Genomic DNA, 18885 nt, shown 5'->3' on the forward strand with positions numbered 1-18885 from the left:
AGTGAACACCTACCTCACAGCTCGGTCGGAGTCTGTCTACTCGTGAGGGGTAGGGCGTTTATTCGCCCTACCCCTTTTTGTGTTGCCTGTGTTGGCGCATGAATGGGATCAAACCATCCAAGGGAGGATTCCGTCATGAGCATTTTACATGTTGAAAACGTCACCCATTCGTTTGGGGACAAAACCGTATTCCGCGATCTGTCGTTCCGTCTGCTTCACCACGAGCGCGTGGGGTTGGTCGGCCCAAACGGGGCAGGGAAGTCGACTCTCATCCGCATCCTGAGCGGCGAAACTTTGCCGGACAGCGGTGCGGTTCACTGGCTGTCGGGCGTTGAAGTGGGGCATTTGCAACAGCATATCGACCTCGAGCCGGGGCAGACCTTGCGCGACTATCTGCGCGGCTCCTTCGCTGAACTCTACGCTTTGGAAGCCGAGATGAACTTCGTCACGCAAAAAATGGCCGAGAGTCTTCACGACCTCGACCATCTCCTCAACCGGTTTTCCGTCATTCAAGAAACGCTCGACCTCCACGATTTCTACTCTCTCGAAGCCAAAATCGAGGAAGTCGCCCACGGTCTCGGGTTGCATCAACTGGGCTTTGAAACCCACGTTGACCAACTGAGCGGAGGGCAGCGCACCAAACTCCTGTTGGCAAGACTCCTTTTACAGAAGCCGCAAGTGCTCTTGCTCGACGAGCCTTCCAACTACCTCGATACGGAGCACATCGAGTGGCTGACGGGTTACCTGCGCAACTACCCGCATGCGTTCCTCTTGATCTCGCATGACACGCGGTTCTTGAACGAAGTCGTCAACATCATCTACCACCTCGAACACCAGCGTCTAACCCGCTATGTCGGCAACTACGAGCAGTTCGTCCTCCTCGCCGAGCAACGCCGAACCCAACTGATGCAGGCGTACAGCCAGCAACAGCGCGAGATCAAGAAACTCGAAACCTACATCGCGAAAAACAAAGTCCGCACCGCGACCGCAAGACAAGCGAAGAGCCGAGAGAGGCGTCTGGAAAAAATCGACCGTCTCGACAGACCTGCAGGCCAGCCGAAACCGCTCTTCAAATTCAAAGTCTCGGTCGACCCGACCAGCGTCATCTTGGAAACGAAGCACCTCACAGTCGGATATGAAAAAGAGAACGCCTTGCTTCCGCCGCTTTCTCTCACCCTCAAACGTGGAGCCAAAGTCGCGCTGGTCGGTTACAACGGCATTGGCAAAACCACATCGCTCAAGACCTTGCTCGGCCTGCTCCCGTCCTTAGAAGGACACGTCCGCTACGGAGAGCGCGTGCAACCTGCCTACTTCGCGCAAGAAGTCGAGTTCAAAGACGGACACTCCGCGCTGGAAGAAGTCTGGCGCTCGTTCCCGCACCTCACGCAAAAAGAGGTACGCCAGGCACTCGCCCGCTGTGGACTCAAAACGGAGCACATCGGCCAGCCGCTCTCCACGCTCTCAGGAGGCGAGCAGACCAAAGTCCGACTCTGCAAGTTGATGCTCTCCGACAGCAATTGGCTGGTGCTCGACGAACCGACCAACCACCTCGACCAACAGGCCAAAAAAGCGCTGAAGGAGGCGCTGACCGCATACCCCGGCACCGTCCTGCTCGTCACCCACGAGCCCGAATTCTACGAGGGCTGGGTGACGGAGGTTTGGGACGTGCAGGCTTGGCGCGGTCGGGCCTCCTTCTAGGGCACGAACGGTTGGTTGTAGTTCTCGGGGTTGAGATGTTTTTCGAGGAAGAACAACTGATGGGGACTTCCTTCGTACACTTTGCGCAGGATGGCGAGCATGTCGTCGATCACCAGATCGAACTGCTCGCGAAATGAATCGGTCAAGTCGGTGAGCCGGACATTGTGGTCCCGGAACTCCACGCCCTCCTCAAGCTCCTTGAACGGAAACTTGTGTACGGCGTTGCGCAGAAAATTGAAGCGGGAGTCGAGGGAGTAGAGCGTGTGGTTCTGTAGATTGTCGATGAACAGCACGCCTTCCGCTTTGTGGTAATAATCGTCCGGTTCCTCGACACTGACCAAGTAGACATGGGTGATATGCGTTCGTTGTCGTTTCATGAGAGATGCTCCTGATTGTTTTTGTGAATGCTGAGTTCAAAAGTCAGATAGTGTTCGTTGACATTGTTGGCTGGGCACGGTAGAATATAAAACAAAGGTGTCACCTTTTAATGTACCGTTAGGAGGCTTCCCAATGCAAGGTAAAGTGAAATGGTTCAACGCAGAAAAAGGTTATGGTTTCATCGAAACTGAACAAGGTGGCGACGTATTCGTACACTTCTCCGCCATCCAAGTAGACGGTTTCAAAACCCTCGAGGAAGGCCAAGAAGTGACCTTCGAAATCGTGGAAGGCGCACGAGGCCCGCAAGCTGCGAACGTAACGAAAAACAACTAATTGATGCAAGCGACGCAGTCTAAGTCCTGGGAGATGATCCTGGGACTTTTTTGTTTTGCCTGGAATACCATGTAGGCATACGCAGGGAAGCCAAAGTTCATACTACAGGGAAAACCAACCTAACGGGGGTGGCCCAGATGAACCGCGTGATGCTCGCTTGTTGGCGACTGGGAGACGGCGTGTACAGACGTCTGCGGCACTTTGATTTTGAAGATCTTAACGGCAGCAACATTTTTCGCATCCGCATCCGGAACTATGCCGGACCTGCCATCAATTTGCCGAACGGCAGCGTAGTGGAGGACGGGGACTGGGTGGGATTTCTCCATTTTTACAACATGCGCTTGCAAGGACTTTTGCAAGGCATTCAATCGGACAACCGCCGCGGGTTGGTGGTCGCTCGGGAAGTGAAGCGTTCCCTGCCGGAGTTGGCAGAGTTTATCCGCCGCCATCCGCGCGGTGAACGAATCAAAGCTTTGATGGGCGTGACCCTGCTCAATCGCGGCGTGGAACCGTTCGGGTTTACGGTGATGAAAGTGCCGGATACGGCATGGTTTCGGTTTAAAAACTGGTACATGCGGCTGATGATGGCGTTTTGCCATCCGGCGGGCACCAAGCGGTTGACGAGGCGTGACGAGGCGCTACGCATCAAGCGTGTCGTACTTACCGCAGAGGAGTTGTTCGGCCGTTATGGGAAAGTTCCGGCGGACAAGGGCATAGAGATGGAATCATGAGGTGATGCCCTGATGAAGACATGGGTGCTGGCAGGATTGGTGGCGGCGTTGGCGTATGGCGTCTACAGCTTGCCTCTGAAGTACCTGAGTTCCGACCGGTATATGAAGGCACCGCTTGAACTGGTCGCCTTGGGCCTTGCGCTCGGCGTGCTGGTTACAGGCGGTGTTTTTGCGTGGTTGCGCGGCGGGATGCCGATGCTTGCGACGCCGACGATGTGGCGAGGTCTGCTGCTGGGAGCGGCGGCAGGGTCGATTTGGTTGATCGGTACGCTGACGGTGACCGCGGCGTTTCGCGACCCCGCCACCAACATGTCGCAACTGATCCCGTTGGTCAACGCCAACACGCTGGTCGCCGTGCTCGGCGGACTGCTCGTGTTCCGGGAACTTGCCAACGGCGCTGATCTGATCAAGATCTTGGTGGGGAGCGTGTTGATGATGATCGGCGGCTATGTGTTGAGTTCGTAGCTTGGAGTAGTCAGAAAATTATACGATTAATAAAAAATGAAACCCTTCCCGCCGGATGACGTCTAATACTGTGGGAGGGTCATTTTTTACCTACAGAGTCAAAAAACAGCCGTGGCGAACGAATAGAAGTAGGAAGAGTCCTTATTATGTGTGAAACCCTTGTTGTCTGGCGTCAGAGTGAGATGTAGAATGTGCAAAAGAGGTGATAGACTTGGGCAAGAAGATCTTGCGCAGTTTGCTGATCGCCTTTTTCATAACGGCGATCTCGGTGATCTTGATCGGGTGCTCGATTGCGCTCCCGACATTTGATCCATCGAAGTTGGAACTCGAATACAAAACATCCCAAATCTACGACAAAAACGACCAAGAGATCATGTCGTTCCAAGCGCAACCCGGCGAGCATGCCGCGCTGAACGAAGTCCCGAAATGGGTTTCAGACGGCGTCGTTGCCGTGGAGGACAGTCGCTTTTACGATCACAACGGCATTGACTTCCGTTCGATCGGGCGTGCGGTCTGGCGCGACATCTTGACAGGTTCTGCGGCAGAGGGCGGTTCGACCCTGACGCAGCAGTTGGCGAAGAACGTCTACTTGACGCAAGACAAGACGCTCTCTCGGAAAGTCAAAGAAGTGTATCTGGCGGCTCAAATTGAGCGCAACTATTCCAAGGAAGACATCTTGGAAATGTACCTCAACCGCGTCTACTTCGGTCACGGGGCCACCGGGATCAAGATGGCTGCGGAAGTGTATTTTGACAAGGGCGACCATATGAAAGACTTGACGCTCGGCGAATGTGCTCTGCTCGCCGGTCTTCCGAACGCTCCGTCCGCGTATGACCCGTATGTAGACCAGAACATCGAAGCGGCGATCAAGCGCCGCAACATCGTGCTCGACGCGATGGAGAAGAACGGCTACATCACGGCTGACGAAGCGGAAAAAGCCAAGCAAGAGAAACTCGTGCTGTCTCCGGGCAAGAACATCAAGGGAGCGGCTGATAACATCAAGTACCCGTACTACCTCGACTACATCCTCCAAGAAGCGGAGGAGAAACTCGACGTGCCGGCCGAACAGATTCTGCGCGGCGGCGTGAAGGTGTACACCAACCTCGACCCGAAATTCCAAGACTCTCTGGAAAAAGCATATCAAGACCCGAAAAACTTCCCGAGTGCAGCGTCCGACGGGCAGATCGTCCAAGGGGCCTCGGTCATCGTCGATCCGAAAACGGGCGGCATCTCCGCGATCATGGGCGGTCGTGACCAAGGCGATCACGCACTGCGCGGGTTCAACAGAGCGAGCATGGCGAAAGTCCGTCCGGGCTCTTCGTTCAAGCCGATCGTCGACTATGCGCCGGCGATTGACACCGGCTTCAAGACGTCGACCTCGTTGTTGAACAACAAGCGCGACACGCACTTCGGCACGTATGCGCCGAAGAACTGGAAGGACTACTACACCGACACGGTGCCGATGACCGAAGCGATTCAGATGTCGTGGAACGTCCCGGCGGCGTCCCTGCTCTACGAAATGGGCATCGACGTCGGCTACAAGTACGCGACGCAAAACTTCGGCATCCCGCTTGACAAAGAGGACGAGAACAAACTCTCCATCGCACTTGGCGACGTGGAAATTTCTCCGCTTGACCTCGCGGGCGGGTACACCGCATTCGTGCCGGACAACGGTGGGAAACGCGTGACACCGTATGCGATTCGTTCGATCAAGAGTGACGCGGGGGCTGAGATTGCCTCGATCAAAACGCAGCAACACGATGCGATCAAACCGGACACAGCGAAAGTGATGACCAAGTTGATGAAGTTGGTCGTCGATTCCGGGACGGGTACGGCTGCGAAGATCAGCGGCCGCGATGTCGCAGGCAAAACCGGGACCACCGAGATGGAAGGCACCTCCGGGAACCGTGATGCTTGGTTTGCAGGTTACACCAGCGACTATGTCATGGTCACATGGATGGGCTTTGACAAGTCTGACCAACAGCATTACTTGCGCCAAGGTTCCGAGTTGCCGGCTTCGATGTTCGCAAAAGTCATGTCTCAAGGTCTGGCCGGCACGAAATCGAAGGGCTTCGATACGAACGTGCAAGAGAAAGCGCCGGATGACAAAGACAAGACCAAAGACCAACCGAAGGAAGCAGACACCATCGTCAACGACCTCGCGGCTACGTTTGACGGCAACAAATCGGTGCAAGTCAACTGGTCGCCGGTCAAAGCGGAAGGCGTGAAATACTTCCTCTACCGGGCAGATAAAAACCCGGACGGCACGGCGGTCAACTCGATCCCGCTCGGGCAGTACAGCAAGCCGGGGTATACAGATGGCAGTGTTGTAGCCGGGAAGTCTTATTGGTACAGCGTCGTCGTCTGGAAGGACGGTCAAGAGCTGTCGAAGTCCAACTTCGCCTCTGTGACGATTCCGGGAGGCAAGACGGAACCCCCGAAAGACCCGAACCAACCGACCCAGCCTGGCAACGGGGGAACGACCCAACCGGGCGGTAACGGGACTGGCAACGGCGGTGGAACAAACAGTGGCGGGGGCACGCAACAGCCTGGCACCCCGACGAATCCAAACCAACCGGGCACACCGGACACCGGAGGAGGCACTCAGCCTCCGAGCGGCGGCGGTACGACGCAATCGGGGAACGGAACGGGCAATACCCAAGGCACGGGAGGCACGACGCCACCGGGCTCCGGCGGGCAACCGTCGATTCCGATCCCGCCTCCGACGCAGTAAGGTGCAGAGAAATCCCCTTTCGTACGCAGATGCGAAGGGGGATTTTTTTCACGAAATGCTTGAAGCGAGGCGTGGATTTTTGTAAGATTGGACACGCTTTAGAAGTGGTAGGTTTGACAAAGTCTAGGCTTAAAGCTATAGTAGTTCTAGTTTTGTGATAGTTGTAGAAGTTTTGTACACGAACAAGTCCGTAAGGTTTTACATAGGAGGCTGAAACATATGATGAAGGATGTCAACTACGCTCAAATAGAGGAAGCAGTCCGCATGATTCTTCAAGCAGTCGGGGAGAACCCGGACCGCGAAGGTCTGCTTGACACCCCGAAGCGCGTTGCGAAGATGTACGCCGAAGTCTTCGCAGGTCTTGGCAAGAACCCGGAGGACGAACTCTCCGCGCTCTTCAATGAATTGCATGAGGAAGTCGTCATCGTGAAGGACATCCCGTTTTTCTCGATGTGCGAGCATCACCTCGTGCCGTTCTACGGCAAAGCTCACGTCGCCTACATCCCGCGTGGCGGCCGTGTGACCGGTCTTTCCAAACTTGCACGCGTGGTGGAGACGGTTGCGCGCCAACCGCAACTCCAAGAGCGCATCACTGCGACCATCGCCGACACGCTCGTGAACAAAATCGAACCGCACGGTGTTGCGGTCATCATCGAAGCGGAGCACATGTGCATGACGATGCGCGGCGTCAAGAAGCCGGGCGCTTCCACGATCACCACTGCCGTTCGCGGTGTTTACCACGAAGACCCGCAAGCACGCGCCGAAGTCTTTTCTCTCATGCGCGGCTAATTGCATCTCGATACCGGGAAAAAGGACGCTGCCTGTCGCAAGCGTCCTTTTTTCGTTGCAATATGGTACGATATGGGTAGAGGAGGTTGATCAAGATGAAACAACGATTGCTGGAGCTGCTGGGGGTAGAGTACCCGATTGTCGAGGGCGGCATGGCATACATAGGAGACGGGCTGCTCGCCGCTGCCGTTTCGAATGCAGGAGCGTTCGGGCAAGTCGGTTCGGCGGGGAGAACGCTCGCAGACTTTGAGAAGCAAATTCAGATCGCCATCGAGAGCACCGACAAGCCGTTTGGCGTCAATTTGCCGATTGGGGAGCACAGCGACCCGCGAGAACGCGTGGAGATGATCTTGAAGTATCGAGAGCATCTGCGTGCCGTCTCGATTTCGGCAGGCAACCCGCGTCCGTTCATTCCCGTGTTTCAAGAAGCCGGTCTGCCGGTGATGGTCTTGATCTCCACGGCGATGCACGCGCAAAAAGCGGAGCAGGCCGGAGCAGACATCTTGATCGCCGAGGGCTTCGAAGCGGGCGGTCACAACGGCCCGTCGGAAGTGACAACGTTTGCGCTGATCCCGCAAGTGGCAAGTGTGGTCAACGTACCTGTGATTGCGGCCGGCGGTGTAGCAGACGGTCGAGGACTTGCCGCAGCGCTGGCACTTGGCGCGGCAGGCGTGCAACTGGGTACCCGACTGGTTGCCACCGTCGAATCGCCCGCGCATGAGAACTACAAGCAAGCGCTGGTCACCGCTCGCGCAGAAGACACGACGATGATCGAACGCAGCATCGGCCACGTCACCCGCGTGTTGAAATCTTCGTATGTGAATGAAGTGCTGACCTTCGAGCGCACGCAACCGTCTCCCGAAGAACTCTACCCGTATGTCAAAGGGGAGAAAAACGGCATCGCCGCTCTGCAAGGCGACATGGAGCACGGATTTGCTTACGGTGGGCAGGGCGTCGGTCTGATCCATTCCATCCCGACGACCGAGCAAGTCATCCGCACAATGGTCGAAGAAGCGCGCCAAACCTTGCAAAACTTGCCAACGCTCTAATCATTCAGTCGAAAAAAAGGGCCCCGCAACTCATGTGAGTTTCAGCGGGGCAAAATCCAAATAATCACAAGCGACCAATCGGTACTCGATGCCGTCGTGAACGCCTTCGAACGCGCCTTTGTGCCCGTCCGATCCGTGCAGATGGCCGTAGACAACCTTCTCGACGGGGTATTGACGGATGACGTCGAGGAAGCCGGTTTCTTGGTGCTTCTCGTTGGTCGGCGGATAGTGCAACATGACCCAGATGCGTTTGGCACCGGTCTTCATCGCATGATCAAGCGACAGTTTCAAGCGCCCGACCTCGCGTTCATAGACGGTGCGGTCATGCTCGTCAAACGAGTAACTGCCCGGGCAGTCCCATCCGCGAGTGGCGGCAAATGTAATGTCGCCGATGGTGATCGAATCATTTTGCAAGACTTGAATCGACGGATGGAGAGCTTTGCGCACTTTGGTCACGGTCGACCACCAGTAATCGTGGTTGCCGCGGATCATCAATTTGCGTCCGGGCAGTGATGCGATGTAGTCGAGGTCAGGCTTGGCCTCTTCGATCGACATCGCCCACGAGATGTCGCCGGGGATGAGGACGAGATCGTCCGCCGTCACCATCGACTCCCAGTGAGAGCGGATCTTGTCCGGGTGGTCCGCCCAGTTGTCGCCGAAGATATCCATCGGCTTGGGGTTGGCGAAGGACAGATGCAAGTCTCCAATCGCGAAGATATTCATATGTATCACACATCCTTTCAAAAAAAGGGAGGAAGCGTCCCTGTGAGCGAACAACAGCGTGTAAGCACCTTCCTCTATGGAACGGCGCAGTCTCTGATCGCGCATGATGACTTTACCATTTTGCCACAGGAGCACCACGAGGGGCAAGGCGTGGCACCTGTGCTGCTGGCGAGACGGCAATTTAATTCGCTGGTCTACATCCGTTTGCTCCCGGCAGACGGCCTGTCTGTGGAGCAAATTCGGGTGATCATGAAAAATGACGCCGAGAACTTTGGAGATCGTCAGCGGTCGCAGAACGTCTACAGCCTGACGATGTTTATTTTTTCCCAGTGGCGTTCTGATGAAAACATGCGGGAGATCGCCCGCGCGACACACTATTTGGGCTATTTGAAATCGATCGGGGCGGCTGCCGTCGCCATCGACCTCTCGCGGGGCGTGCTCGGCGAGTGGCCGACCGGTCCGGCTGTGAAGGGCATCACGGTACAGCCGATCCGCGAACTCGTCGCCAATTATCCGAACGGCAACTATCCCGATGAATTGCTTTGGCGGACGAAGCACCAATGGGAAGACCAACTGGTCGAATTGTCCAACCGCCGCCAAGAGCGCGTCGAATCGGTGATGAACATGGGCGGCAAGACGTGGGCCACCTACGGGTTGCTCGCGTTGACCGTGCTGATCTTCTTGATTGCGCGCATGGACTCGTCGCAGTTGTTTTTGTCCAAAGGCTTGATGGTTCCCGAGTTGATTCGTGAGGGCGAGCTCTTCCGTCTGCTGACTCCTGTGTTTTTCCATTACGAGGTCTCGCACATTTTCTTCAACATGTGGAGCCTCTGGGTGCTCGGCAAGTATGCAGAGCGAATCTACGGAGCCGGGCGGTATCTCGTCGTGTACGTTCTGGCGGGGATCGCGGGATGTTTGTTGTCGTTTGCTTTCAATGACAACCCGTCGCTCGGCGCGTCCGGGGCGATTTTTGGCCTGATGGGGGCGTTGCTGGCGTTCGGTCGCCACGATCGGAAGGCGTTTTCCATGACGATCGGGTCGTCCGTCTACTACATGCTGGCGATCAACCTCGTGATGAGCTTCACGATTCCGCGCATCGACTATTGGGGTCACCTTGGCGGACTCGCCGGCGGTTTCCTCATCGGGATGATGGTCGGCGTGCCGGGGTATCGATCGAAACCGAACAGGTTGTGGGGTCTCGGCTTCGTCGCGTACGCGATTTTGACGTATGTGATCGGCTTACAAGCCTAAACGTTTTGCACCGGAAAAAAGAGCGGGGAAACATCCGCTCTTTTTTTTGTCAGTATACGACAGAAAGGTTGCTTTTTTGATAGATTTTGGATAGCGTAAAGGTATGTTTGTGGACGAGAGGAGGACATAGGGATGATACGTTTCGACTTGCCGGGCGGACGGTTTAATCACCGGGCGGCCGGGGTCGTCGTTCACGATGGATTTGTGCTGCTGCACCGATTGGAGAAGGATGATTTTTGGAGTTTGCCGGGGGGTCGAGTTGAACTCATGGAACCCTCGCATGTCACGGTTGTGCGCGAGTTCGCCGAAGAGTTGGGCGTGGAAGTTCGCGTGGACCGCATGCTGTGGGTGGTCGAGAATTTCTTTGAATTTGAGGGCGTGCCGTATCACGAGACGTCTTTTTTATACAAAGTCGATCTGACAGATGAGCGGCATCCGTTGTTGGACAAGGAACGAGTGCATCATGGAATCGAGCCGGACTTGAACCTCCTCTACAAATGGTTCCCCGTGGACCGGCTGGAGCGGGAGCGGTTTTACCCGTCCTTTTTGCGGACCGAAATGCAAGAGCTCCCCGCCGCGATTCAGTACGTTGTACATCGCGACATTGAGGACAACGAGGACGCAAGACCATGACCGAGCAAGAACTGCAAGGACTCGTCGAGCAGATTTCCACCGAGTCATTCGGATGGCCGTTTCGGCACCGCGTGCGTTGGAATGGACGACTGCGCACGACGGGGGGGCGCTATCTGCTGCGGTCGCATGACATCGAGATCAACCCGCATCACTTTGAGGCGCATGGCCTTCAATCGATGATCGGCACGATCAAACACGAATTGTGCCACTACCATCTCCACATTCAAAAGCGTGGGTATCGGCACCAAGATCATGATTTCAAGGAACTGTTGGAAAAAGTCGGTGGGTCGCGCTATTGCCCGGACACGGGGCTTCGGCGTGAAGTGAAGACCCGCTATCTCTACCATTGTGTCGCGTGTGGACAACCTTATGAGCGCAAACGGCAAATTGACGTGCGCCGCTTTGGGTGCGGCAAGTGCCGGGGCAAATTAAAGCTGGTGGCAACAGGCAACGTTGGCAATTGACGGACAGGAATTTTTACTCGCCTGTCGAATCTATAGAGCGAAGCAGTTTTTTGAAGGGGATGACGCAACATGTTGCAACAAGGGGCTTGGACATTTCGTTACAGCCTGGAAGGTTTTCTGAAACGCGTGTTGCGCGTCGCGGCAGGTCCGATGAGCGAATCGGAGTTGGTCGATGCTGCGCAAAACGAGTGGGCAAGCGTTGGAGAGAAATCCCTGAATTCCATCCCGGATCGCGTCCGGGCGGCTTTGCAGAATCGCAAAGGTTCGATTCGCAAGACGGAGGACGCTCGTTACGAATTGCGTAACGCACCGGGGGATGATCTCGGCGAACGCGCTTATCAATTTCTGAAAGAGTCGGGTCGCCCGGAGAAGCAGGGCGAGATCTTGCGTCACTTGCAACAGACGACGGGCCGCAATCGCGGTGAGTTGATGTCGCGTGTGGATCTGGACAGCGACCCGCGCTTTGTCCGCTTAGAGAGCGGAGAGTATCTGCTGACCGAGTGGGAGTTGGTTCACGATGCCGTCGCTGACTTGATGGCGGAGTTGGGCCAGCGCCGTGCGGAGCGCAGCGATTTGCTGGAGCTGGTCAGTGGAGATGGGATTTTCTGCCCGGAATTGGACCCGCGCTTTGCGGTGGTGGGCGATACGGTGGAATGCCTGCTGGTCGAGCCGGAAGCGGCGGCGACTGCTGAACTTTTGACAGACCCTGAATTGAACCTTGAAACGGAGGAATCTTCGATGAACGCATTGGAAACCACAGTAGAACGCACCACGGATGAAGTACAAACTCAGGTTCCGACCGATCAAGTGGTCGACCTCGTTCTGGAACAGCTGACCCAAGCGGCTACCGAACTGCAAACCCGCAACCAAGGACTGCCGAACGAAGTGCTGACCCTCTTCAACTTGGAAGATCTCAAGGGGATCGAGTCCCTGATGACTCAGCGCAAGCGCATTGGCGCTCTCGCTGAAGACCTGCAAGCGCTGGTTGCAAAGTGGCGCGAAGAACAAGCGGAGTAATTCCTGCGTTCGAGAGTGCATGACGCATGCGCGTAGAGCCGGAAAGCCTGTACGAGCGTTTTCTGAGATTGCGGACGGTTGTCTCAGCTTGGGAGATTCGGTATAATCAATTGCCCGCACAAGTCCTGTCGCTATTCGATCAGGCAGACTTGGACTCGATTGCAGGACTGATGGTCGAGAAGCGGCGGTTAGAGATGTTGATTCCTGAACTTCAGGATTTTATTCGAAAGTGGGAAGACGATGCTGATTTTGAGCGAGACAGGCTTTTTTGAGGGGATCGCAGACAACGGCATACGACTCAACCCGGAACAACGAGAGGCGGTCCGCCATGTGGCGGGGCCTCTCGTTGTTTTTGCGGGACCCGGCAGCGGTAAAACCACCGTGCTCACCTGCCGCGCCGCCTACATGATGCAAGTGGCGCGGATTCCGGCGAACCAACTGCTGATCGTCACGTTCACCCGCGCGGCGGCGGAAGAGATGCAGGAGCGTCTCGGCCGGTTGCCGGGTGTTGGCGAAGGCATCGCACGGGCGGCGGAGATCGGGACGTTTCACTCCGTGTTTCTGCGGATGTTACTTCAGCAAAACGGCGGACGGATGCCGCAGCTCATTGAGGATTCGGAGCAGCGAATGCTGATCCGGAACCTTTTGCGGGAAGCGGGCGGAGACGGGGACGACGAAGAAGTGGCGGATGCGTTGCAGAAGATCGGGTTGTGCAAAAACAACTTGATCCTTCCCGAGCGCATCAAAGCGACCAAACCGGAGAACCAAAAGTTCCGCGACTTGTTCGCCGGCTACGAGAAGGGCAAAGCGCGGATGGATCGTTGGGATTACGACGACATCCTCGTGGAGTGCTACCACATGCTGACGAGCAATCCGTCGGCGTTGGAGTACTACCGGCGCAAGTACCGCTACATCCTCGTCGACGAGTTTCAAGACACGAACCTCGCGCAGTATGAAGTGATCAAACTCTTGGCGGGGCATGGGAATCTGTGCATCGTCGGGGATGACGACCAATCGATCTACCGCTTCCGTGGGTCGCGCGTGGAGTTTCTGCTGGACTTCGAGAAAACCTATGAGGGTGCCTCGAAAGTCATCCTCGCGACGAACTATCGCTCGACCGAGCCGGTGATTGAGACCGCCTCGCGTCTGATCTTGCACAACCGCAAGCGCCAGAGCAAACATATCAAAGGCACGGGCCGTGAGGGAGATCGTCCCGTGTTGATTCGACCCGAAGGCGAACGGGATGAAGCGGAGCAGATCTTGACGCAGGTGGAGACGTTGCTTCGGGATGGTCAAGAGGCGGAAGGCGTGGTCGTGCTGTACCGAACGAACATCCAAGTGCGGGCTGTCATCGACGGCTTGGTACAGCGGGAGTTGCCGTTCACGTTGCATGACGCGGACGGCGACTTTTATCGACGTTGGCAGGTGCGGGATGTGTTGACGTACTTCCGTTTGGCGATGGAGCCGGATGACTTGGACGGGCTGGTGCAGATCATCAATCGTCCGAAGCGCTATCTGTATCCGGAGCGGTGGGTGGATGAAGTTCACCACATTCGACGGGAGCATGGTTGCTCGTATCTCGAAGCGTTGAAAAAAGTCCCCGGACTGGAGCCCTATCAACGGCAAAAAGTCGAGCAGTTGGCGAAGGACTTGCACAAGTTGAAGTTCCAGTCGCCCTCGTCGGCGTTGCAGACGCTTCGCAAGGAGATCGGATATGACAAGTACCTTGAGGAGTACACGACGAAGACGGGAAACGATCTGAAAGCGGCCTCGGAACCGCTGGAAGAATTGGAGCAAGCGGTGATCGGGCATGGCACGATCCCGCGGTTCTTGGAGCACGTCGCCGAAGTCAACGAAACCATCCGCAAGAACCGCAACAAGGGAGAAGGCATCCAACTGATGACGATGCACAAAGCCAAGGGGTTGGAGTTTGAGCACGTCTATTGCATCGGGCTGGTGGACGAGATGGTTCCGCACAGCAAAGCGATCAACGTCGAGGGGGAGAAGCGAGACGCCGCCCTCGAAGAGGAACGCCGTTTGCTCTATGTCGGGATGACGCGGGCGAAGCGTTTTTTGACGCTGTCGGCGCCGATTCGTTATCACGGCGGCAAAGCGGAGCCGTCGCCTTTTTTGTATGAAACGGGGCTGTTGCAGAGACCGAAGAAAGTCGAGATCAAGTCGTCCGGGTTGGTCGACGGCGTGCCGTCTGGGAGTGCTCGCGGGAGTCTGCTCGGCGGTCGATACGGTCTCAGTGCGGAAGGTCGCGGGGCGTCTGGAAGCGCGGGCGCGATGTCCGTCTCCCCGCAAGATCGCATGAAAGCGGCGCTGGAGAAGTACAGCGCACTTCCGATCCAAGTCGGGGACACGTTGCAGCACCGTGATCTCGGGGCGGGTTTGGTCGAGGAGATCAAACCGGTTTCCGGCGACGGAGGGCGTCGTGTGTCGCTTCGCATGGAAGGTCGTGACAAGCCGTTGGACGTGCATGCGGAACTCAGCCTCTACCTCGGGTTGCTGTCGGTGCCTGTGAAAGTCTAGAAAAAACACCTCTTGCCATCGCGCAAGAGGTGTTTTTTTGCTATAATATTCGAAAAGTGGTTTCGTTTGGTAAAACAGTATTTCGTCTAGCGAAACAGGAGGAGCCTCTATGAAAACTGTAATCTTGGACGATTGGGATCACGCAACTGCCACGATTGAGAAGATTGAGACCTTGAAGCAATTCTCCGACGTGGAGATCTACCACGACCAACCATCGAAAGCGGAACTCTACGACCGAGTGCGTGACGCGGACGCTGTGATCTTCATGCGTGAGAGAACCAAAGTGACGAAGGAACTGCTCGACAACATGGAGAACATCAAACTTCTCGCGCAAACCGGCACGGGGCTTGCACATATCGACGTAGCGGAAGTGACCCAGCGCAACCTTCCGATCGCCACCACTCCGGGCGGGTCGACGGCAGCGGTGACGGAGCTTACGTTTGCGTTCCTCTTGGCTTTGGGACGCAACCTGCTCAACTTCTCGAACCAAATGAGAGAGGGCGCATGGCCAGCAGGGATCACGAACAACATCTCCGGCAAGACCCTTGGACTGATCGGCCTTGGCAAAATCGGCCTGTCCGTCGCGAAAGTCGCGAAAGCTTTCGGCATGAACGTCGTGGCTTGGGGCCCGAGACTGACGCAAGAGCGTGCCGACGCGGCAGGTGTGACGTATAGGGAACTCGACCAGTTGCTGTCGGAGAGCCATTTCGTCTCTCTGCATGTGCGTCTGGTGCCGGAAACGCGGAACCTGCTGCAAAGGAAACACTTCGAACTCATGCGCAACGACGCTTTCCTCATCAACACCTCCCGTGGGGAACTGGTTGACGAAGAAGCGTTGATTTGGGCGCTGGAAAACCGGCAGATCAAGGGGGCGGGGCTCGATGTCTTCCACCAAGAGCCGCTCGACCCGAACAACGCGATCTTGAAGCTGAACAACGTCATTCTCGCGCCGCACATCGGCTGGAAGACCGACACCACGTTCGCGAGCTTCTTGAACGGATCGATCGACAACATCGAAAGCTTCTTCCAAAAGGGCGAACCGACCAACATCGCCAACCAAGAAGTCCTGCATAACGGTTAAGAAAAAACCTCCGAACCCACACGGGTCGGAGGTTTTTTTTGATACATTACTCTTGCGTCCGTTGATACGGCATTCTCATATGCACAGCCAAGCCGATCAACACCAGAATTCCAAGCGACCCAATCGCCACACGAGACGCGAGGTTGCCGTGTTCCGCCAGCAGCAGCGTGATCGTCCCGTACAGCGCCGGGCCGACAATTGACGAGACTTTGCCCGAGAACGCGAACAGGCCGAAGAATTGACCGCGCTTCTCCGCCGGAGTCAGCTCGACGATCAGCGTGCGGGACGTGACCCACGTCGCGCCCATCGCCATGCCGTACAGCGAGCCGCAAATCCAGAGCATCGTCTGGTTGAACGCCAGTGCGGCCATCGCGAGTGCGACCAGCAAGATCGCGGCTACGTAGAGCAGCGCTTTTTTGGCCCCGACGCGCTTCGTGATATGGCCGAACACGAACGAACCGATGATGCTTGACACGGTGGAGACGAGGTAGAGGAGCACAAACTGGCCGGTCGTAAACCCGACCACCGCTTTGGCGTAGACCGCCATCACCGAGATTGCCGTCGCAATCGCGTCATTGAAGAAGAAATACGCAATCATGAACAGGAAAATCCCACGGTGCGCCCGCGCCTCGCGGAACGTCTCCCGAATCTCTTGGTAGCCGCTGAAAAACGACTTTCTCTCCTGAACTTGCTTGGCCGGTTGGTCCTTGTACAGCAAGAACATCGGCAGGCAGAACAGCAGGAACAACGCTGCAGACGGGAGGAACGCTTGATAGGAGTGGTTTTTCTCCACGAACGGATACACGACGAGACCTATCAGCGTCCCGCAATAACCGAGCGCGACACCGAAGCCGGAGATCAGCGGCAGTTCTTGCTTGGTGCCGATGTCTGAGATCATCGGGTCATAAAACACAAGGCTTGAGTTGAAGAAAAACTTCGCAAACATGAACGCCACCAACACACCCGCGAGCGGCGCGGAGAGCCCGAAGAGTTCCGCATCGGTCTGCCACATTGCCGAAACACCCATCAACGCGGTTGCGAGGATCGAGATGAGGGTGAAGGGGACGAGGTAGGCTTTTTTCTTGCCGGTGCGGTCGATCCAGACGCCGAACAACGGAGAGAGGAGGACGAGGAAAACGCTTACAAGAGCATTCGTATACGTGATCATCGTGCTGGCGATCTGGTTCATCTGCTCGTTGCCGCCGACCGCTTCCTGCAAATAAAACGGGAAGAAGATCGTCACGATGTTCGAGGAGAAAATCGTGTTGGCAAAGTCGTAGAACGCCCAAGACAGGATCGGCAGCGCGAAGTACAGCGCCAGTCCCCGGCGAGGAGTCGTCGGAGCTGTGGAACGCTTGAGTTGCGGTTGTGCCATGAAATCCACACCTTTCGGATTGGTCGTGCTCTTCTTATTTTAACAAGGAAGTTCGAAATCTCCAACAAATTCGCGTAATGACTTTGCTTTGTGCCACACCTACCTCACCAAGATAAAAAAGGTCTGTGCCCACGAGGACACAGACCTTTTTTGCTTAGAGTTGCGGCGGTTTGCGGTGTTTCGTCGCTTGTTCGTAGGCGTAGGCGAACTTGATCAGCTTCGGTTCGCTGTACGCGCCGGCCGTGAACGTGATGCCCGCCGGGACACCAGCGTTTTTGTAGCCCTCTGCAATGGTGCCGCCGGGGACGATGACGGACGGATAGCCGGCACGCGCCGCCAGCCAGCAACCCCACGTGCTGAAGTAGACGAGGGCGTCGAGGTTGTTTTTTGCCAGCACATCGTCGATGTCTTGCGCGTAGACCGTCGTGTGGGAGATGATCTCGCGGATGTATTCGGCAGAGGTCAGCGTGCCGGAGGTCTTCAAAGATTGTTCGAATTGGTATTGCCCGTGTACTAACGCTTGCTCGGCGTGCGCTTCATTGAACGCGACCAACTCTTCCAGTGAATGGACCGGAACTTCCGGGCCACAGGTGTTGAGGTAGGCTTCGAGGTCGATTTTGAACTCCTCCGTCATGACATGCGGCGTCCAGTCCAGACGGCCCGTTTTGACTTCGATGCCTTCCACGATCTCAGCACCCAGACGGCGCATGTCTTCCAACGCCGCTTGGAACAGCGGGATGTCCTCCTCGTCCAACTTCATGAAGTCCGCGACACCCAGTCGAACGCCCTTCAACCCGTCTGCATCCAAGAATTGCGTGTAGTCCGCATGCGCTTCTTGGCTCCACGTCGCCGGATCGGACTCGTCTACACCGGTCATCGCCCCGAGCAAAATCGTCGCATCGCGCAACGTGCGTGCCATCGGGCCCGCCGTGTCTTGGCTGTGGCAGATCGGGATGATGCCTGTGCGCGAAATCAGACCGACCGTCGGCTTGATGCCGACCACGGAGTTTTGCGAGGAAGGCGAGAGAATCGAGCCGGACGTTTCGGTCCCCACCGTGAGTGCCGCCAAGTTTGCCGCCGCTGCGACGCCAGACCCTGCGCTGGAACCGCCTGTCGAGCAGTCTACGAGCTTGTACGGATTCAACACTTGACCGCCACGGGAGCTGTACCCGGCCGGCATGTCCTCGGCCATCCAGTTCGCCCATTCGGTCATGTTGGTTTTGCCGAGGATGACCATGCCTGCCTCGCGGAGCTTTTTCGCGACAAAAGAGTCTTGCTTCGCCCGATGGTTCGCCAGCGCGATGGAGCCCGCCGACGTGTGCATTTTGTCTCCGGTGTCGATGTTGTCCTTGATCAGAACGGGGATGCCGTGCAAAGGGCCGCGCGGGCCTTTGTGCTTGCGTTCGAAGTCGAGCGCTTTGGCAATGAACAGCGCGTCCGGGTTCAGTTCGAGCACGGAGTTCAGTTCCGGGCCGCTTTTGTCATACGCGGCGATGCGTTCCATGTACATCAGCACGAGCTCGTGGGAGGTGAGTTCTCCCGCTTCCATCTTCTGTTGCATATCGTCAACGGTGGCTTCCACCAACCACTCTGCGCTCAGTTGTTTCAGTTTGTCTGGTAACAAGTTGT

18 protein-coding genes are annotated in these 18885 nt (G+C 56.4%); 14 read left to right on the plus strand and 4 right to left on the minus strand.

Going from position 1 to position 18885, the window contains the following annotated elements:
• The first annotated feature begins 135 nt into the window (after positions 1 to 135).
• On the plus strand, positions 136 to 1698 hold the full coding sequence (locus JJB07_RS13830) for an ABC-F family ATP-binding cassette domain-containing protein (protein WP_201635987.1): 1563 nt from the start codon (positions 136 to 138) through the stop codon (positions 1696 to 1698).
• On the opposite strand, the gene JJB07_RS13835 is transcribed toward JJB07_RS13830, so the two are convergent.
• Positions 1695 to 2075, minus strand: a complete 381-nt coding sequence (locus tag JJB07_RS13835; RefSeq protein ID WP_201635989.1) for a hypothetical protein — start codon at positions 2073 to 2075, stop codon at positions 1695 to 1697. The genes JJB07_RS13830 and JJB07_RS13835 overlap by 4 nt on opposite strands.
• Before the next feature lie 133 nt (positions 2076 to 2208).
• Between JJB07_RS13835 and JJB07_RS13840 the strand changes: the two genes are divergently transcribed.
• From JJB07_RS13840 to JJB07_RS13865, 6 genes are all read left to right on the plus strand, one after another.
• Positions 2209 to 2409, plus strand: a complete 201-nt coding sequence (locus JJB07_RS13840) for a cold-shock protein (protein ID WP_201635991.1) — start codon at positions 2209 to 2211, stop codon at positions 2407 to 2409.
• Between the two features lie 137 nt (positions 2410 to 2546).
• Complete coding sequence (locus tag JJB07_RS13845) at positions 2547 to 3140, plus strand: YkoP family protein (protein ID WP_201635993.1); 594 nt, start codon at positions 2547 to 2549, stop codon at positions 3138 to 3140.
• A gap of 12 nt (positions 3141 to 3152) precedes the next feature.
• Positions 3153 to 3605, plus strand: coding sequence for a hypothetical protein (locus tag JJB07_RS13850; protein WP_201635995.1), 453 nt, complete (start codon positions 3153 to 3155; stop codon positions 3603 to 3605).
• Between the two features lie 211 nt (positions 3606 to 3816).
• Positions 3817 to 6339, plus strand: a complete 2523-nt coding sequence (locus JJB07_RS13855; protein ID WP_201635996.1) for a transglycosylase domain-containing protein — start codon at positions 3817 to 3819, stop codon at positions 6337 to 6339.
• A gap of 222 nt (positions 6340 to 6561) precedes the next feature.
• Positions 6562 to 7128 (plus strand): GTP cyclohydrolase I FolE, encoded by a 567-nt coding sequence (gene folE, locus JJB07_RS13860; RefSeq protein ID WP_201636521.1) that lies wholly within the window; start codon positions 6562 to 6564, stop codon positions 7126 to 7128.
• A 95-nt stretch (positions 7129 to 7223) separates the two neighbouring features.
• Complete coding sequence (locus JJB07_RS13865; protein WP_201635998.1) at positions 7224 to 8177, plus strand: NAD(P)H-dependent flavin oxidoreductase; 954 nt, start codon at positions 7224 to 7226, stop codon at positions 8175 to 8177.
• A gap of 30 nt (positions 8178 to 8207) precedes the next feature.
• On the opposite strand, the gene JJB07_RS13870 is transcribed toward JJB07_RS13865, so the two are convergent.
• Positions 8208 to 8900, minus strand: a complete 693-nt coding sequence (locus JJB07_RS13870) for a metallophosphoesterase (protein WP_201636000.1) — start codon at positions 8898 to 8900, stop codon at positions 8208 to 8210.
• 42 nt (positions 8901 to 8942) lie between these two features.
• Between JJB07_RS13870 and JJB07_RS24415 the strand changes: the two genes are divergently transcribed.
• The 7 genes from JJB07_RS24415 to JJB07_RS13905 all read left to right on the plus strand — a co-directional run bounded on the left by JJB07_RS24415 (position 8943) and on the right by JJB07_RS13905 (position 15881).
• Entirely contained in the window at positions 8943 to 10151 is a 1209-nt protein-coding gene (locus tag JJB07_RS24415; RefSeq protein ID WP_201636002.1) for a rhomboid family intramembrane serine protease, read from the plus strand.
• Positions 10152 to 10283: 132 nt separating this feature from the next.
• Complete coding sequence (locus JJB07_RS13880) at positions 10284 to 10784, plus strand: NUDIX hydrolase (RefSeq protein WP_201636004.1); 501 nt, start codon at positions 10284 to 10286, stop codon at positions 10782 to 10784.
• Positions 10781 to 11248, plus strand: a complete 468-nt coding sequence (locus JJB07_RS13885; protein ID WP_201636006.1) for a SprT family protein — start codon at positions 10781 to 10783, stop codon at positions 11246 to 11248. The genes JJB07_RS13880 and JJB07_RS13885 overlap by 4 nt, the downstream gene beginning before the upstream one ends.
• 69 nt (positions 11249 to 11317) lie before the next feature.
• Positions 11318 to 12265 (plus strand): hypothetical protein, encoded by a 948-nt coding sequence (locus JJB07_RS13890; protein ID WP_201636008.1) that lies wholly within the window; start codon positions 11318 to 11320, stop codon positions 12263 to 12265.
• A 26-nt stretch (positions 12266 to 12291) separates the two neighbouring features.
• Positions 12292 to 12537, plus strand: coding sequence for a hypothetical protein (locus tag JJB07_RS13895; RefSeq protein ID WP_201636010.1), 246 nt, complete (start codon positions 12292 to 12294; stop codon positions 12535 to 12537).
• The gene (locus tag JJB07_RS13900) at positions 12506 to 14800 is read left to right on the plus strand and encodes an ATP-dependent helicase (protein ID WP_201636012.1); all 2295 of its coding nucleotides are present in this window, start codon (positions 12506 to 12508) and stop codon (positions 14798 to 14800) included. Before JJB07_RS13895 ends, JJB07_RS13900 begins: the two co-directional genes overlap by 32 nt.
• A 109-nt stretch (positions 14801 to 14909) precedes the next feature.
• The gene (locus JJB07_RS13905; RefSeq protein WP_201636014.1) at positions 14910 to 15881 is read left to right on the plus strand and encodes a D-2-hydroxyacid dehydrogenase family protein; all 972 of its coding nucleotides are present in this window, start codon (positions 14910 to 14912) and stop codon (positions 15879 to 15881) included.
• Positions 15882 to 15927: 46 nt separating this feature from the next.
• On the opposite strand, the gene JJB07_RS13910 is transcribed toward JJB07_RS13905, so the two are convergent.
• Together JJB07_RS13910 and JJB07_RS13915 are read right to left on the minus strand one after the other, a co-directional pair.
• Positions 15928 to 17256 carry an MFS transporter gene (locus tag JJB07_RS13910; protein WP_201636016.1) on the minus strand — a complete coding sequence of 443 codons (1329 nt, stop codon included), beginning with the start codon at positions 17254 to 17256 and terminating at the stop codon, positions 15928 to 15930.
• A gap of 154 nt (positions 17257 to 17410) precedes the next feature.
• Entirely contained in the window at positions 17411 to 18880 is a 1470-nt protein-coding gene (locus tag JJB07_RS13915; protein ID WP_201636018.1) for an amidase family protein, read from the minus strand.
• Positions 18881 to 18885: the final 5 nt, after the last annotated feature.

This window comes from Tumebacillus amylolyticus (assembly GCF_016722965.1).
Taxonomy (GTDB): domain Bacteria; phylum Bacillota; class Bacilli; order Tumebacillales; family Tumebacillaceae; genus Tumebacillus; species Tumebacillus amylolyticus.